Raw genomic sequence first — 16,729 nt, 5'->3', positions numbered from 1 at the left:
AGGGACTTAGTAGTATATTAATAATGTCAAATTATTATAACACACTAAAATACAGATATTTATTTTATAATACAGAATGATTCTATACTTTGTTTTACCGCTCAACTTGCCGCTCTTAATTCGGGATTTTTACAGATTCATCCCGCCCGATGCTTCAATGCGCTGTCCGTTGATCCAGCGGGCATCTTCGGTACATAAGAATGCAACTACACCGCCGATGTCGTCCGGCAAACCAACACGTCCCAAAGCGGTTAAACCTGCGATGTTCGCATTTACTTCGTCGTTGTCCCGTACATGGCCACCTCCAAAGTCTGTTTCTATTGCTCCGGGGGCCACGACATTTGCGGCTATACGCCTAGGACCCAGTTCTTTGGCCAGGTATCTTGTAAGCACTTCAACAGCACCTTTCATGGAACCGTAAGCGGAAGAGCCCGGGAAAGAAAAACGTGCGAGACCAGATGAAATATTGATGATACGGCCGCCGTCATTGATGACCGGCAGCGCTTTCTGGGTCAGAAAAAATACGCCCTTGTAATGGATGTTCAGTGCAGTATCAAACTGCTCCTCTGTGGTTTCGGAAAAAGGAGCGTAAAGCGCAGTTCCTGCATTGTTGATCAGGAAGTCAAACCGGTCTGTATCAAATGTTTTTTTCAGGACCTCCTGTACTTGTGTGATGAAGGCATCAAAACTTCCGGTCTCGCCCGCACTAAATTGAAGCGCCGCTGCTTTCTGGCCAAGCTGCTCAATTTCTGCAACAACCTGCTGCGCCTCATCATGTTTACTGTTATAGGTAAGGATCACATTGATTCCTTTTTTCGCAAGGCTTAAAGCCATATTTTTGCCAAGGCCACGGCTGCCGCCGGTTACCAAAGCTATTTTACTGTTATTTGCCATTGTAATTTTGTTTTTAATGATTACAGGACAAATATCAGCAGCATTGGTGTCAGGAGGTTTGCAAGCATCAATCCAATGTTTGCAAAAATCAAATCATATCTGGCACAACCAGTTTCATCATAATGATGATCTTCATAACATCATGCTATAGCTTTCACGTCATTGCGAGGTACGAAGCAATCTCATCATGCACCAGAGATTGCTTCGTACCTCGCAATGACCGCTTAAAACGAACTCTGTCATGGATCGTCAAACAACCTCATTAAGACCTGAAGGCAAGGGGCGTCAGCGCAGTCTGCTTTCGGAAGAAATTTGAAAAATGGGCAACCTCTTCAAAACCAAGACAATAAGCGATCTCTGAAATGTTCCAGTCAGTTTGTTTCAAAAGAATCTTGGCTTCCTGCAAAACCCTGCTGCTGATGATATTTGTAGTGGTTTTTCCGGTATGTTCTTTAAGTACTTTATTGAGGTGGTTGACATGCACTGCCAGCCTTTCTGCATAATCTTTAGCAGTACGCAAGCCAATCTTCTGGTGTGGGGATTCTATCGGAAATTGTCGCTCCAGGAGTTCAATAAATAAGGAAGATACCCTTGCGGAGGCCGTATGCGAAGGATATAAAGCAGTAGCGGGCTGCAATTTTTGCCCGTAATGAATCAGTTCCAGGACATAGTTGCGGAGCAGGTCATATTTATACAAATAATCTGAAGAAAGCTCCTTATGCATTTTCCTGAATATGAATGCAATTTCCTCCGCTTCGTCATCCGAAAGCTGGAAGACAGGATATCCTCCCGGCTGGAAAATAGGAAGCTGCTCCAATTGAATGCCACTTTTGTGCTGGACCAGAAAGTCAGGAGTAAAAATGCAGAAATTGCCGGATTGATCTTCATCCTGCGGGAGCCAGTGATAAGGAATCTTTGGCGTCGCAAACAACAGGCAGTTCTTGTCAATATCAATTACCTTATCGGCATATTCAGCCCTGTTGCGGCCACTGATCATGCTGATCTTATAATAAGCCCTCCTATTGTAAGGCATTTCCTGTTTATCTTTCTTCCTGGCAAGAAGTTCATCCAGCTTAAACACATTGAAGTGGCCAATTTCCTTGTTGATCCCTTCCGGGATAAGAGAAGCGGTTTCTTTATAGAATTGTTCCAGTGATGTCGGTTCCATAAGCCATAGAATTGCAAAATTCAAATATAAAGAAAATTGCCAGTGTTTGAATCCCGGAATTAAGCCCGCCTAACGGATCAGCATCTGCTCGAATGCGAGACTATCCCCATTAAAGGCATTAAAATCAACCACATGGCTGATACCGGAAATCCTCGCCTTATCGGAATGCTGCCAGAAATGCCAGTCGGCCTTATCCACTTTTAATTTAGGCTGATGGTAGTGCGCTACCCACAGCGGGTATTCATCAAAATAGCCTTTTAAATAATCGTTATAAAAAGACAACCCGGTATATATAATGGGTTTCACTTTTGTTTTCTTTTCTATATGTGTCAGAAATACCTGCAGCTCAACCCGCATTTTGGAAGCAGTAACGCCATTCAGTTCTTCAATATCCACTACCGGCGGCAGGTCCCCCGTCTCAAATTTCACAGTCTGCAAGAAGAACTTAGCCTGCCATTCACCTGATTTTTTAGGTTTGAAATAATGGTAAGCACCACAAATGATACCTGCCTTTGGCGCCTCCCTCCAGTTCCTCTGAAAATAAGGGTCCACACTAAACATACCTTCAGTAGCCTTGATAAAGGCAAACCGGACCTTGACATCATCCTCTTCCATCTCCTTCACCTTTTTCCAGTCAATCTTGCCCTGGTAATAAGAAACATCTATACCGTGTACCGCATACCCTTTGGGAATGCGGATATCAAAACTGCTGTACGTACGATAGTTTGGGTCTTCGCCAATATCCCTGATCCAGCGCCAGCTGGAAGTAAAACCCTTTATAATGTAACCATAATATAAAGGAGAGAACAACACAAGCAGCACGGCCACTATGGCAAATTTCCATTCAAGTGACAGACCCTTTTTCTTTTTGGCAGTCCGTTTTCTTGCGACGGGTTTTTTACGGAGTGCTGGAGATGATGCGGAGTTTACAGTTTTTCGTTTTGCAGGCGGCATGATGGCTGCAAAAGTACAACTTTATAGCAAAAGTCCTTTTAAAACAGTAACGGCATAATCTCCGTGGATAACAATCGCTTTCATGATCTCGTCGTATAGTTCTTTGTTATTAACCTGCCTGCCTTTTTTTGGCGGCTCAATTGCTTTACTTTCGATTGCTTTTTCAGTTACTTTAGTCGCAAACCAGGTCACATTTTCATGGGGGACAGCCACACCAAGAATCATTCCCGGCAAACCATTGAAAGATTCCGGGCCACCGGAAATATGAATTTCATCTGTATAAAAAGCAACAACATAAATAGAGTCCAGCATTATTCCGTTTGCCCTGCGACATTTGTAACCGGCAATTTCCCTGGTTTCTTCCGTGATTTTCCATTTGATCTTCCTGATGCTATCTGTCACCAAAAAAGTACGTTCATAAAACTCCTTCTGAATGGTACTCTTCCGGCCTTTTAAATCCGAAAATACGATATTGAGCTGATTGGCCATTGGCGTGTCGTACCACCAGTGGACATTTTCTGATGGCCTGGGAGTAAAAAGTGTAGCATCTGCATCAAAAATCAAAACACTGTTCAGCTTTCTGAACTGTGGTTCGGTCTGCAGGTACTTCTCATAATACGGTTTGTTTTCCATGGTAGTTTTAGTCACTTTCTTTTTAACCAGGGCAAACATATTGACAGTTCTTTCAAATTCAATAATCCCACTGGTAATGAAATGTCGATTCTGTGCCATTGAAGCCGTCTCCTGGAGCAAACAAATGCCAATAAAAAACAGAAATACTTTCATGATCCTTGTTGTGGTTGAAGTGATTTACCAAACTTGCTGAAATCCCAGCTGAGGGAAAACATAAAATACCTTTTGATCGTTGCTGAACGACTTTCACTAAAATTGCCGTCGGAGCTGTAGCGGCTATAACCGGAATTCTGGTTGAGCAGGTCATTGCCGCTCAGCGTTACTTTTAAGCCCTCGCTTTTCAGGAAGGTCTTGCCGACATAAGACTTGATCAGCAGCTGCTCAAAACTTCGGTCAAATACCTGATTTTTGGCAGTGTATTTATAATTAATGTCTGAGCCCATGAAAAAATTAAGCGGCAGTTTGGTATAATAATTCAAGCTGGTAAAAAATCCCCTGGTGTTGTTGTTGATCGCTTTTTGAAGCGAGCTCGAACCTGTGGTATAGTTTGGCCCAATACTAAAAGAATAAGAATACGTGCCCTTGTTTTTCCAGATGTCGAGCTGGGGCGCATAACTCACCCGCTTAGATTTGTTCAGTTGGTTATTGATATAATTGAAACTGGTATATCCATTGACCGTCAAATTAATGCTCACAATAAAATCCAGCTTAGTCGCATGACCATAGAATTCTGTGTAGATATTCCAGGAACTGGGTCTCGCACTGCTTAAATTGGAAGATTGATAAATATTCGCCCCGGCAGAATCCGTCATCCTGTTGCTGACAATTGCGTCGAAAGTTGTCAAATAGTTCCCTCTAAAATTGATCCCCCTGTCCTGCGTAGGCTGATAGACCCTGTAATTGTAACTGAAACGGTTTGAAAACTCTGGTTTAAGATCCGGATTGCCCAGGTAGATGTTCAAAGGATCTGAATTCTGCCGCAGCGGCTGCAACTGTGAGGCCTGGGGCTGCCTGCTCTCTCCATTGTAGGCAAAGGACAAAGAAGCCGCCTTGTTCAACTGGTACCTGAAAGTCGCATTGGGCAGCCAGTTGGTAAAATCCCGGTTGAGCTGTGTGCCTTGCAGCTCATCATGCTGCCTGTAACTGATATCGGCCACATTGATGGCCGCATTGGCGTAAACCTTATCCTTAGAATAGGTTAGTGCCGCGTTGTAATTACCGGTAAGTGTTTTCAGCCTGAAATCACTGCTGAATGCAGAATCCAAAACGTTGTCCGGCAGAGCAGCAGAACGGTCAAAAGCACGCTGCTCATCCTTACTATTTGCCGCAGAGAAATTATAACCGGCACTCATGCTAAGAGTTTTACTCAGCACATCAGTATAAGAGAACCCGCCGGAGAGGTTGCGGCTGCGCGAAAAACCAGGCTTATACTGGTCAATACGGCTTGTGCTGTCCAGCAGCCCCTGAGCATTGTAATACCGGAGATCCGAGATCAGACTACTCTCCCCTTCGGATTCACCGTAAGAGGATGCTGCGTTGGCAGACAGGCTTCTTCCCTTCTTCTTAAACCGTCTGGTGTAGTTCATGCTAAGGCTTGCATTTTGATTTTCACTGCTACCTGACGATATTCTGTCGCTCTCGTTCAGCAAAACTCCATTACCCCGCATTGTAGACCCATTACTGAAACCAACTGACTGCCGGTTACTGGCCGAACCGCGGATCTGCATGCTCAGATCAGACACCGAATCAATTTTGGACTTGAAGTTCAGATCTGCCACCTGACTGTTAAAAACATAGTTTGACCCACTGTTCCGGATACTCGTATTAAAATTCCCCGGAAGGTTATTCTGAACCAGGGCGCTGCTCCGGTCTTCGGTTTTCAGCCTGTTGATGTTGTAATTACCATTGACCGACTGCTTATCTTTGTTCCATTTCCTGTCGTAATGTATCCCCCCATCCCTGGCAACCGGCAAGCCGAACCCACCAAAACTAAAAGCTGCCGATCCGATAGAAAATTTATTTGCCGCGGCCCCATTCAATCCGCTCTGGCCTATATTCCCCATGTTGCCATACGCCGATATCTTTTCTTTTGGGCTAAACTTGCTCAGGGCAGCCTGTCCCATGTAGTAATCATCGGTTCCATAGCCCCCTTCTGCTTTTCCAAACAGCCCTTTCCGCTTATCTTCCCGGAGCACAATATTAATGGTCTTGACCTTCACCCCATCCTCCATGCCCGTCAGCTTGGCCTGCTCGCTTTTCTGATCATATACCTGCACCTTGCTAACCATGTCTGCCCGTACCGTTTTCGAGACCAGTGCAGGATCATCACTAAAAAATTCCTCCCCGTCAACCAGGATTTTAGAGACTTCTTCTCCCTGGAAAATAATCGCCCCGCTCTGGTTGATCTTCATTCCAGGCAATTGCTTTAGCAAATCGTCTACCTTCGCATTTTTTTGAGTGGCGTAAGCCGCGGCATTGAACTCTGTAGTGTCTCCCTTTATTTTAATTGCCGCCACTTTAGATTTGATAATGACCTCATTGAGCAGCTTTGATTTCAATATCATTCCAATATTTCCAAAACTGTATTCCGGATGTGCCTCATCCAGTGTAAAATGCTCCACAAAATCAGCATAATCCGGGTAGGTAACCATGAGCAGAAATTTGCCGGGTTGAAGGTTATTGATCTCAAAGGAACCTTTATTGCTGTAGGTGAATTTTTGCAGGATGGAATCTTTCTCGCTAAGCACAGTGACTGTGGCATCGGTGATCTTACTACCTGAGGCGGTGTCAATGACGACACCCTTTACTGTATAATGGTTTTGCGTAAACGCAGGCAAAGTAAAACAGCAACAAATAATGAATACTGCAATTTTGAATTTCATGAGAGCATATTTGGTGAACACAATATACAAATTGCAGAGGTCATCACTGATTCTGAAGCGCGATGTTGTGTAACAAAAACATCGATATTTCATTTCGACTAATATTTTAGTTGCGAAACTAACATATTAGTTCTATATTAGATTTAAGGTTTCGACATGCGCTCTTCACCTGTTTTAAAAGAGCTTTGAACCAGTAGATATTTTTAAGAGACATTATATATAGTATATATAGCACAAAGATGAAAGAATTAACAAAAGCAGAAGAACAGATCATGCAGGTATTGTGGGAATTGAAGCAGGCATTTGTCAAAGATGTAATCGCACACTTACCAAAGCCAAGACCTGCTACGACTACAGTCTCCACCATCATCCGCATCCTGGAAGGCAAGGGTTTCGTAGACCACGAAGCTTTTGGAACAACCCATCGCTACTTCCCTATTGTAAGTATTGAAGACTATAAGGCTTTTGCCGCAGGCAAACTGCTGAACAGCTATTTTGGCAATTCTGTAGAAAAAATGTTTTCCTTCTTTCTTAAGCAGGAAAAAGTGGATCTCAAAGAAGCTGATGAGATATTGAAATTGATTGAAGACCTCAAAAAGAAACAAAAATGAACGCGCTCACATATTTATTGCAGGTAAACCTGTACCTGCTCCTCTTTTACCTGTTTTATCTTGCGCTGCTGCGCAATGAGACCTTCTTTAAAATGAACCGATTATATTTGGTGGGTTCGGCACTGTTAGCCATGTCAATACCACTATTGAAAGCAGAATGGCTAAGGGAATTTTTCGTAACTGAACAGGTTCATCGGGTAACCCAAACAGCAAGCAACTTAATATCTGGTACTCCTTTAATCAGCGAAACTGTGTATTCTGGCACTTACGCTGCTGTCAACCGAAGCGCGAGCTTAAATGCAAATCAAATTTTCTGGATCATATACGGAAGCATTGCCCTCTTGCTCCTGTTGAACTTTTTTAGAAAACTCTACCTTGTAAACCGGGCGTTCAAAAGCGGATCCAAACACCATGCTTTCTCTTTTTTTAAGAAAGTATTAATTGATGAGGAGCTAAGAGGCAAAGAAACTATATTGAATCATGAAATGGTTCATGTCAGACAGTGGCATTCATTAGATGTAATCTTTTTCGAACTTTTTACTGTTTTCAATTGGTTCAACCCAATCGTATATCTCTATAGAAATGCTATAAAAAACATCCATGAATTCATCGCAGATGATTCAGCAGCATCGACATTAGAAAACAGATCAGCATATGCGCTCTTGCTGGTCTCCAATGTTTTTGACACTCAGCCTCAAAAATTGACCAACAGTTTTTTTAACCAATCTTTATTAAAAAGGAGAATTATCATGTTACACAAAACTAAATCTCGCAAGGTTGCCATATTAAAGTATGGGCTCTCAGTACCGTTATTGGTCACAATGCTGATCATTTCATCTGCCACAGGAGCAGATATCCAAACGCTTGAAATGGTGAAGGAACGGGTAGAACCCTTGATCGAAAAGCTTGAAATCGCTAAAACTGAGCCGGTCGCGGTAAAGGAAGCGCCGTTACCAGCAAAAGCGACCAAGCTGACAGATACTACTCAGAAAGCGCAAAAAGCTGTCGCGGCACCAAAAAACTTATATGACTATGTGGGAACTTTGTATGATCCCATCTCCTTGACGAAAGTGGGTAAGGAAGGTAACATCTATGTATCATTTAAGGTGGGCAAAGACAAGCATCCGACAGGCTTTAAAATTATGAAATCCATAGGTTCCAGTTGGGAGAAAGATTTGATTGCCGGGTTAGCAGCTTTTCCAGATACAGTTGACATGCCAGCCGGAAAATATCACTTCTCACTTGGTTTCGCTTACGGCGGAAACGAAAATCTTGTAGAGATTGGTAAGGCAGAACAAACTCCGTTATTCCACAGATGGAAGGTAGTTGGCCCGGCAGTCGGGACAGCCACTGAAATTGAAGAGGGCAAAGAAGTACATAATACATATGTAAGTTTTACGACACTTCCAGAGCCAATCGTAATGGTAGATAAAAAAGAGGTAAGCTATGTACCTACAAAAATGGGTTTGAAACTGAACGAAAGCATTTATCCGAAAGAGGGAGTATCAAAAGCCCTCAAGGGTGACAAAGCGGTGGAAATTTACGGTGAACGGGCCAGGAAGGGAATTATTGTAATCGAGACAAAAGAAAAGTATTAAAAAAAAGATCGGCTATGAATGCACTCATCTATATTTTGCAGGTCAATCTATACCTGCTCCTGTTTTACCTATTTTATGTTGTGTTACTCCGAAATGAAACCTTCTTTAAAACCAACCGGTTTTATCTGGTAGGCTCAGCGTTACTATCTCTTTGCATACCATTTGTGAAAGCAAAATGGGTTAGTGCTTTGTTCATTACAGAGAAGGTGCAAAATTTTACTGAGATTGTGACTTATAGGGCAATCGAACCAACAGTTACTCAAATAAACATCCCTTCTCTTACCGTCCAGGAACAGGTTATGTTTAGTCCCATGGAATGGCTTTTGGTAATCTACCTATCGGTTAGCCTGGTCCTTTTACTAAACTTCTTGAGGAAGCTCTACATCGTCAGGAAACTGCTTGCCGCGAAGGTTAGCGGTCAGGCTTTCTCATTCTTCGGCAAGATCTCTGTGGATCAGGACCTGGAGGGGAAGGATACGATTATTAGCCACGAGCTGGTACATGCCAGGCAATGGCACTCAGCCGACGTGATCTTTTTTGAACTTTTTCTGGCGATGAACTGGTTCAATCCAATCGCCTATTTTTACAGGAACGCCATAAAAAACATACATGAATTCATCGCAGATGATTCAGCGGCATCGACACTGGAAGACAGATCAGCATATGCGCTCTTGCTGGTCTCCAGTGTTTTCAACACACAACCGCAACGATTAACTAACAATTTTTTTAACCAATCTTTATTAAAAAGGAGAATTATCATGTTACACAAAACTAAATCTCGCAAGATTGCCATACTGAAGTATGGGCTCTCAGTACCTCTTTTTGCAGGAATGATCATCTTTTCATCTGCCACCGGTGCAGATGCAAAAATCGTCAATGAAATAACGAAAAAGGCTGTACCAGTTATTGCCCGTATTTCAAACATTGACTTAAACCCCATTAAGAATGCAGTTCGCCACACAGAGCCGTTACCAAAATCGAAGAAAGTAAAGAAAAAAACAATCGCAGCAGTACATAAGAAGTCAAAACCCGATCAATACCCGGAAAACCTGGTTGATTATGCTTTCAATTTTAAAGAAAAAGGCTCTATTACGGATTTTAAAGAAGGTCTGATCCTAATATCATTCGAAGTTAAAGAGGATAAAAAACCGGGCAATTTCAAAATCACAAAATCGGATAACTTTAACTGGCAGGACGATTATCTGGCTTACATGAATAATTTTAATGACACAGTTGCCATGCAAAAAGGCACTTATCACTTCTATAAAGGGTTTATTCTTGCCGGTAATGAAGACAAATATCCGGATGATAAAACTTTAAAGAACGGCAGTCCAAAAATGGTATTCGGCAGTTACATTAAAAGAATGCCTTCATTTGTCACTGCGGAAGAAGAATCCGGAAAAATCGGAAACTACATTACCGAAACCCCACTTATAGATCCTGTAATTGTTATTGACGGCAAGCAAGCAACTTATACCAAAGCAAAATCAGGATATAAACTCGATGAGGTAGTATATCCTAGAAATCTAAAAACGATTCGTATTTTTATGGGTGATGAGGCTGTAGCAAAACATAATGAAACTGCCAGAAAAGGTTTAATTATGATTACAACAAAGGAACCCGGCCAGCCTAAAGAATAAAAATTGCCCTATGCGGAAAAAAGGTTTACAGCTGCAAAGCTAAATCGGGTAATACAACCTGTATAGCTATATCAGGGTAAGACAGACTTTGTATTTCCTGCGCTATTCTGCATACTTTCTGCGTAGCTTCTGCGCTCCGGCCGCGATAAAGGGTACTTTTAGCGCAGAAGTTACGCAGAAAGTATGCAGAAAGTGCCCGGCAACAGAAAACAAAACACCAATGTTCCTGATCGACATGTGCAGCAGTTTTTCACTGCTGTGAGGAGAGAAGGAATATTGGTGTTTTTATTAAATAAGCAGTCAAAAGGTAATTACCCTTTACTCAGTTCCGCAAAATACTTGTGAAACAAAGGCAGGGTCTCGATACCTTTATAATAGTTATAAATGTCATATTTCTCATTTGGTGAGTGCAGTGCATCACTATCCAGACCAAAGCCAAACAATACAGATTTGATGCCCAGTGCACTTTCAAACAATGCGACGATAGGAATACTGCCACCACCACGTGTAGGAATTGGTGCTTTGCCAAAAGAATCAATAATGGCCTTTTCAGCAGCCTTATAAGCTATACTATCTGTTGGGGTCACTACAGGCTCACCACCATGATGCGAGGTAACTTTCACCTTCACATTGTCAGGTGCGATGCTTTCAAAGTGTTTGGTAAAGATCTCAGCAATTTCCTCAGAGCTTTGGTTGGGCACCAGACGCATAGAAATTTTGGCGTTGGCTTTTGAAGGAAGTACCGTTTTAGCGCCCTCTCCTATGTATCCGCTCCAGATTCCGTTGACCTCCAGCGTAGGCCTTGTGCCAGTACGTTCCAGTGTAGAATATCCTTTTTCACCCCATTCAGCAGCGATGTCCAGATCAGATTTATACTCTTCCAGATCAAAGGGAGCGGAATTTAATGCTTTCTTCTCCGCATCAGTCAATTCAATTACCTTATCATAAAATGCAGGAATGGTAATGTGGTTATTTTCGTCATGTAATGAAGCAATCATCTTACACAAAATGGTAGCCGGATTGGCCACCGCGCCGCCATATACACCAGAATGCAGGTCACGGTTTGGACCGACAACTTCCACTTCCATGTAGGCCAGCCCGCGTAAACCAGTCTCTATAGACGGGTTCTCCATACTGATCATTGATGTGTCAGAGATCAGTACCACATCAGCCTTTAGGCGATCCACGTTAGCATTCACAAAAATACCAAGGTTCGCTGAACCCACTTCTTCCTCGCCTTCTATCATGAACTTTACATTACATGCCAAAGTGTTGGTCTTCATCATCAGCTCAAATGCTTTAACATGCATGTAAAACTGGCCCTTGTCATCGCAGGCGCCGCGTGCGTAGATCTTGCCATCGCGTACCGTAGGTTCAAAAGGCGGTGTTTTCCACAGTTCCAGCGGATCTGCCGGCTGCACGTCATAGTGTCCGTAAATCAAAACTGTTGGTAAGCTTGCATCAATGATTTTCTCGCCATAGACTATAGGATAACCCGCTGTAGGACAAATCTCCACATGATCAGCGCCTGCTTCTTTCAGCTTTTCAGCTACATAATCGGCTGTTTTAAGCACATCGCCTTTATATTTGGGGTCTGCACTAACGGATGGAAAGCGCAACAGTTCAAACAGCTCATCCAAAAAGCGCTGTTTGTTTTCTTCAACATATTTTTTGATCTCTTGCATAACAAATTAGTTTGGACAAACTTATGTAAAACTGCCGAAGTTTCCCTAATCTCAGTCCAGGCTTTCAAAAAAAAGTTACCTTAGCCAGAGAAACCATTTTCAGTTCAACTATGCAGGAATTCACCAATGATCCTATTGATATTGAAGCTTTACCGAATTATGAGCAGGCGCAGTTAAAGACGTTACATCCCAAATATTGGAATGTAGTCATGATCCATATCGGTATTTTCCTGTTTCTGCTGGCGGCAGGTATCGCAGCTCTTGTGGTGTTCAATTCGGAGGCAAAGCAGCATATTATTTTGTTCTCCGCGCTATATATCGTATTGGCCGTCTTACTGATCGCACTTAACCGGGCTGACATCAGCAGAAGGGGCTTCGCGGTGCGTGACAAAGACATCATTTACAGGAATGGCGTCATAGCCCTGACCACCACTATTGTTCCTTTTTCAAGAATCCAGCATATTGCACTGCATGAAGGTCTTTTTGCGAGGATGTTTGGCCTGGCTGCCTTAAATATTTTTACCGCTGGCGGAAGTTCAGGCAGCCTACACATACCAGGAATCGAAATTGGAGAGGCCAGACGCATTAAGGAAATGCTGATGAAACAGATCACCAAAACTGAGGAATGACGATGGATCACGATTTTTCCAAGCCTCAAAAGCAATCTGCCTCCGGAATTATCATCATGTTTGCAAACACCCTGCAAAAAGTGATCAGGGCCGCGGCGCTTCCTGTACTCTTTATCTTTATCAAATCGGGTGGTCAGCACACATGGGCAATGGTGTCCGGTTCAATTGCGTTAATCCTGATTTTAGCGGTGTTTGCCTATATCCGCTATGTCAAATTTACCTTTTTCCTGGATGAGGACAAACAAGAGTTTATCATCAACAAAGGGGTTTTCAGCCGGACTACGCTGACCATACAGCTCAATAAGATCCAGCAGGTAAACATCAACCAATCGCTGCTGCAGCAAATGATCGGGGTTTACAGTCTGGATATTGATACCGCGGGAAGCGATAAAAAAGAAGCCAGCATCAAAGCCGTAGACCATACGACGGCTACACTACTCAGACAAAAATTGCTGAGCAGAGATACTTCTACTACCGAATCCGGTCAGCTGGCTGCTTCTGAAGCGGAATCTGTAATGCCGCCATTTCTTAAACTCAGTAATTTTACACTTTTAAAAGTCGGGATCACTTCCAATTACGGCGCAAGCATCGCACTGCTTACAGGTTTTATATTTGGTCTGTTTGAGCTGATCAAGGATTACAATTCTGCATTTGAGATTGAAGAAAATCAGCTCAGCCAGGCTTTTAACAGGGGCTTCTCCGTTTTTTCGCTTTGCTTTTTACTCATTGCCGCCCTGGTTCTTATTCTTGGCACCAATATCATCCGTACTTTCATCAAATATTTTGATTTTAAGATCATTAAGCAAAAACGTGCTCTGGCTGTGAGTTCAGGCCTGTTTACCAAACACAATACCTTGCTGAAGCCCGACAAAGTACAGTTGAGCGCATACAGCCAAAACTATTTTCAGAAAAAACTCGGTATGCTCAATATCAAGGTAAAACAGGCTTCATACAGCAGTGCAGATGAGGAGGACGAAAAGAAATCAGCTGTGGAAATACCGGGCTGTGATGAAACGGAGCGTGATGAGATCTTAAAAATGATATTTGACCATATCCCGGCCAAAGGTAAACCTTTGCTGCCCAATTACCGCTTCCTGTTCTTAAGGATCATGCTCTGCATCATATTGCCATTGCTGGCTGTATTTCTCCTTGGGTCTTTCTTCCTGACGGTGATCAAACCTCACTTTGTACTGGCAGTACCTTATGTGTTTATCGTTGTTACGCTGTTGTATTTTGAATACAAGCACCACAGGCTGTATACCAATGACAATTTCGTCATCAAAAGAAGCGGGATCTGGGACATTGAACATGAGATCATTGAGCCGCACAAAATCCAGGCGATTACTGCAAAACAATATTTCTGGCATAAAAAGGCCGATGTGGGGCACCTGACCATACATACGGCAGCGGGTGTAATCCATTTTAAATATGGCAATTACACCCACATCAAAAACCTGGTGAACTACTGGATCTACAAGGTGGAGTCTTCAAAAAAAGACTGGATGTAGATAAGCATGCCCGCTGTATTTATCAACATCTTCCAATAAAGCACAGAATTTCTTACTTTTGCCAGGTAGCATACTATTCATTCGCATATACTAAACAGCAGGAACGGATTTTGGATTATTTAGCAGGTTTAAACCCCCAACAACGCGCAGCAGTAGAAAACACACAAGGTCCGGCAATGATCGTAGCAGGTGCCGGTTCCGGGAAAACACGTGTCATCACTTACAGGGTGGCCCACCTGATCCGGAAAGGCGTAGATCCTTTCAACATTCTGGTGCTGACCTTTACCAATAAGGCTTCCAAAGATATGCGTGAGCGGATTATGAAAGTAGTTGGTTCTGAGGCAAAAAACATATGGATGGGTACTTTTCACTCTGTGTTTGCCAAGATCCTGAGGGTGGAAGCGGAAAAGATCGGTTATCCTTCAAACTTTACCATATATGATACCGACGACAGCAAAAGCCTGATCCGTTCGATATTAAAGGAAATGCAGCTGGATGATAAGCTGTACAACGCAAATTTTGTCTACAACAGGATTTCATCGGCAAAAAACAACCTCATTTCCTATTCTGAATACCTGGAAAGCCCTGAAATACAGTCGGAAGATGTGAGCAACAAGCGCCCTTTGCTGGGGGTGATCTATGAAACCTATACCAAACGCTGTTTCAAAGCAGGTGCGATGGACTTTGATGACCTGCTTTTCAAAACCAACGTTTTACTGAAAACGCATCCTGATGTATTGAATAAATACCAGCAGAAGTTTAAATACCTGATGGTGGATGAGTATCAGGACACCAACTTTTCGCAGTATACGATCGTTAAAAAACTTGCCGCGGCTTATCAGAACATCTGTGTGGTGGGTGATGATGCGCAGAGTATTTACGCCTTCAGGGGTGCAAACATTCAGAATATTTTAAATTTTGAACGCGATTATCCTGACCTGCAGGTGTATAAGCTGGAACAAAATTACCGGTCTACACAGAATATAGTAGAGGTGGCCAACAGTATCATTGCCAACAACAAGAACCAGCTGGAAAAGAATGTATTTTCTGACAACGAGCCTGGCGACAGGATAAAAGTTCAGCGTGCTTTTACCGACAACGAGGAAGGTAAGCTGGTCGCTGAATCGATCATCCAGGAACGGACTTCCAAAGGTTACAGGTACAATGATTTCGCCATACTTTACCGCACCAATGCCCAGTCGAGGGCAATGGAGGAAGCTTTAAGAAAACTCAATATTCCTTATAAAATTTATGGAGGCCTCTCCTTCTATCAGCGCAAGGAGATCAAGGACCTGATCGCCTATTTCCGTCTGACCTTCAATCCGGCGGATGAAGAGGCCATAAAAAGGGTAATCAATTATCCGCGCCGCGGATTGGGCGATACCACTGTTGATAAGATCATTGTGGCTGCCGATAAGCACAACATCACGATGTGGCAGGTCATCTGTAATCCTCAGCAATACATTGAGGGCCGCATTGCAAACCAACTCAACGATTTTGCAGTGATGATCCAGAGTTTTGCTGCGGAATCCAAAAAACTGGATGCTTATGAAACGGCGTTGTATATTGCGCAGCATTCCGGGATCTTAAAGGAACTGCACACGGATGACAGCATTGAAGGCCGCAGCCGGTATGAGAACATACAGGAATTGCTGAACGGGATCAAGGAATTCGCGGAGCGTGAAGACATTGAAGACCGCAGTCTGGCTATTTTTATGCAGGATATTGCCTTGCTGACCAATGATGACCGTGGTGATGACAAGGATAAAGACACGGTTTCGCTGATGACCATACACTCTGCGAAAGGGCTTGAATTTAAAAATGTATTTGTAGTAGGATTGGAAGAAAACCTGTTCCCTTCGCAAATGAGCTTAAACTCCCGTACCGATCTGGAAGAAGAACGCCGCCTTTTTTACGTCGCCATTACCCGTGCGGAGAAGAAACTGACGCTGACTTATGCTACCTCCAGGTACAGGTGGGGTACGCTGACCAATTGCGAGCCCAGCCGGTTCATCCAGGAGATCAATGCGCGGTATCTGGAAATAGAAGTCGCAAAACCTGCTAAAAGTGTTTTGGGAGGTGATAGTTTTGAAAATGAGCGCCGCAGCTGGACCCAGCAAAGGGACAGTTTCAGCAAGCCTAAACCTGCGATGTCTTCAGGCCCTTCAGCTTCAGGTACGGGCACAGCAAGTTCTTCTGCTCCGCGGCCAAAGACAAGCAGTCTTTTGCCCAAAGCACACGTACCCAGCCCTGGTTTTGCCCCTGATGCAGCCAGTGCATTTCAAAATGGAATGGACGTAGAACATGAAAAGTTTGGCTTTGGCAAGATCGTAAGCCTGGAGGGCACTTTACCGGATGTAAAAGCAACTGTATTTTTCCAGGGTTTGGGCAACAAACAGTTGTTATTAAAATTTGCTAAATTGCGAATTGTTAAATAAGCCTTATATTTGTCAAATCTGTTTATATTTAAACTTGCTATATTGCAGCAGGCCTGCATACTCAGCTTAAAACAGCAATCATAGAAATA

At 43.1% G+C, this 16,729-nt stretch carries 13 protein-coding genes; 6 read left to right on the top strand and 7 right to left on the bottom strand.

The window, feature by feature from the left end:
- Positions 1 to 129 precede the first annotated feature (129 nt).
- The 5 genes from QEP08_RS08505 to QEP08_RS08485 all read right to left on the bottom strand — a co-directional run bounded on the left by QEP08_RS08505 (position 130) and on the right by QEP08_RS08485 (position 6,531).
- Positions 130 to 894, bottom strand: a complete 765-nt coding sequence (locus QEP08_RS08505) for an SDR family NAD(P)-dependent oxidoreductase (protein ID WP_285057299.1) — start codon at positions 892 to 894, stop codon at positions 130 to 132.
- Between the two features lie 262 nt (positions 895 to 1,156).
- Positions 1,157 to 2,062 carry a helix-turn-helix domain-containing protein gene (locus QEP08_RS08500; RefSeq protein ID WP_285057298.1) on the bottom strand — a complete coding sequence of 302 codons (906 nt, stop codon included), beginning with the start codon at positions 2,060 to 2,062 and terminating at the stop codon, positions 1,157 to 1,159.
- Positions 2,063 to 2,131: 69 nt separating this feature from the next.
- The gene (locus QEP08_RS08495) at positions 2,132 to 3,016 is read right to left on the bottom strand and encodes a glycoside hydrolase family 25 protein (RefSeq protein WP_285057297.1); all 885 of its coding nucleotides are present in this window, start codon (positions 3,014 to 3,016) and stop codon (positions 2,132 to 2,134) included.
- 21 nt (positions 3,017 to 3,037) lie between these two features.
- A complete protein-coding gene (locus tag QEP08_RS08490; protein ID WP_285057296.1) occupies positions 3,038 to 3,802 on the bottom strand; it encodes a GLPGLI family protein in 765 nt (254 codons plus the stop codon).
- Positions 3,799 to 6,531: a TonB-dependent receptor gene (locus QEP08_RS08485; protein WP_285057295.1), complete on the bottom strand. Its 2,733-nt coding sequence runs from the start codon at positions 6,529 to 6,531 to the stop codon at positions 3,799 to 3,801. Before QEP08_RS08485 ends, QEP08_RS08490 begins: the two co-directional genes overlap by 4 nt.
- 239 nt (positions 6,532 to 6,770) lie before the next feature.
- On the opposite strand from QEP08_RS08485, the gene QEP08_RS08480 reads away from it, so the two are divergent.
- The 3 genes from QEP08_RS08480 (at position 6,771) to QEP08_RS08470 (ending at position 10,380) form a co-directional block, all read left to right on the top strand.
- On the top strand, positions 6,771 to 7,142 hold the full coding sequence (locus QEP08_RS08480) for a BlaI/MecI/CopY family transcriptional regulator (protein ID WP_285057294.1): 372 nt from the start codon (positions 6,771 to 6,773) through the stop codon (positions 7,140 to 7,142).
- A gap of 146 nt (positions 7,143 to 7,288) precedes the next feature.
- Entirely contained in the window at positions 7,289 to 8,740 is a 1,452-nt protein-coding gene (locus QEP08_RS08475; RefSeq protein ID WP_285057293.1) for a M56 family metallopeptidase, read from the top strand.
- Between the two features lie 14 nt (positions 8,741 to 8,754).
- Positions 8,755 to 10,380 carry a M56 family metallopeptidase gene (locus QEP08_RS08470; protein ID WP_285057292.1) on the top strand — a complete coding sequence of 542 codons (1,626 nt, stop codon included), beginning with the start codon at positions 8,755 to 8,757 and terminating at the stop codon, positions 10,378 to 10,380.
- 102 nt (positions 10,381 to 10,482) lie between these two features.
- On the opposite strand, the gene QEP08_RS08465 is transcribed toward QEP08_RS08470, so the two are convergent.
- Positions 10,483 to 10,617 (bottom strand): hypothetical protein, encoded by a 135-nt coding sequence (locus QEP08_RS08465; RefSeq protein ID WP_285057291.1) that lies wholly within the window; start codon positions 10,615 to 10,617, stop codon positions 10,483 to 10,485.
- A gap of 74 nt (positions 10,618 to 10,691) precedes the next feature.
- Entirely contained in the window at positions 10,692 to 12,065 is a 1,374-nt protein-coding gene (locus tag QEP08_RS08460) for a dipeptidase (protein ID WP_285057290.1), read from the bottom strand.
- A gap of 110 nt (positions 12,066 to 12,175) precedes the next feature.
- On the opposite strand from QEP08_RS08460, the gene QEP08_RS08455 reads away from it, so the two are divergent.
- The 3 genes from QEP08_RS08455 to QEP08_RS08445 all read left to right on the top strand — a co-directional run bounded on the left by QEP08_RS08455 (position 12,176) and on the right by QEP08_RS08445 (position 16,640).
- Positions 12,176 to 12,694 carry a PH domain-containing protein gene (locus tag QEP08_RS08455; protein ID WP_285057289.1) on the top strand — a complete coding sequence of 173 codons (519 nt, stop codon included), beginning with the start codon at positions 12,176 to 12,178 and terminating at the stop codon, positions 12,692 to 12,694.
- 2 nt (positions 12,695 to 12,696) lie between these two features.
- A complete protein-coding gene (locus QEP08_RS08450; RefSeq protein ID WP_285057288.1) occupies positions 12,697 to 14,202 on the top strand; it encodes a PH domain-containing protein in 1,506 nt (501 codons plus the stop codon).
- Between the two features lie 110 nt (positions 14,203 to 14,312).
- Positions 14,313 to 16,640: an ATP-dependent helicase gene (locus tag QEP08_RS08445; RefSeq protein ID WP_285057287.1), complete on the top strand. Its 2,328-nt coding sequence runs from the start codon at positions 14,313 to 14,315 to the stop codon at positions 16,638 to 16,640.
- Positions 16,641 to 16,729: the final 89 nt, after the last annotated feature.

Source organism: Pedobacter ginsengisoli, from assembly GCF_030244015.1.
Taxonomy (GTDB): Bacteria; Bacteroidota; Bacteroidia; order Sphingobacteriales; family Sphingobacteriaceae; genus Pedobacter; species Pedobacter ginsengisoli.
This window is presented reverse-complemented; position numbering and strand designations above follow the sequence as displayed.

Excerpts from the sequence above, each read along its gene's own strand:
- QEP08_RS08505 (WP_285057299.1), bottom strand. The coding sequence starts at position 894 with ATGGCAAATAACAGTAAAATAGCTTTGGTAACCGGCGGCAGCCGTGGC.
- QEP08_RS08500 (WP_285057298.1), bottom strand. The coding sequence starts at position 2,062 with ATGGAACCGACATCACTGGAACAATTCTATAAAGAAACCGCTTCTCTT.
- QEP08_RS08495 (WP_285057297.1), bottom strand. The coding sequence starts at position 3,016 with ATGCCGCCTGCAAAACGAAAAACTGTAAACTCCGCATCATCTCCAGCA.
- QEP08_RS08490 (WP_285057296.1), bottom strand. The coding sequence starts at position 3,802 with ATGAAAGTATTTCTGTTTTTTATTGGCATTTGTTTGCTCCAGGAGACG.
- QEP08_RS08485 (WP_285057295.1), bottom strand. The coding sequence starts at position 6,531 with ATGAAATTCAAAATTGCAGTATTCATTATTTGTTGCTGTTTTACTTTG.
- QEP08_RS08480 (WP_285057294.1), top strand. The coding sequence starts at position 6,771 with ATGAAAGAATTAACAAAAGCAGAAGAACAGATCATGCAGGTATTGTGG.
- QEP08_RS08470 (WP_285057292.1), top strand. The coding sequence starts at position 8,755 with ATGAATGCACTCATCTATATTTTGCAGGTCAATCTATACCTGCTCCTG.
- QEP08_RS08465 (WP_285057291.1), bottom strand. The coding sequence starts at position 10,617 with ATGTCGATCAGGAACATTGGTGTTTTGTTTTCTGTTGCCGGGCACTTT.
- QEP08_RS08460 (WP_285057290.1), bottom strand. The coding sequence starts at position 12,065 with ATGCAAGAGATCAAAAAATATGTTGAAGAAAACAAACAGCGCTTTTTG.
- QEP08_RS08455 (WP_285057289.1), top strand. The coding sequence starts at position 12,176 with ATGCAGGAATTCACCAATGATCCTATTGATATTGAAGCTTTACCGAAT.
- QEP08_RS08450 (WP_285057288.1), top strand. The coding sequence starts at position 12,697 with ATGGATCACGATTTTTCCAAGCCTCAAAAGCAATCTGCCTCCGGAATT.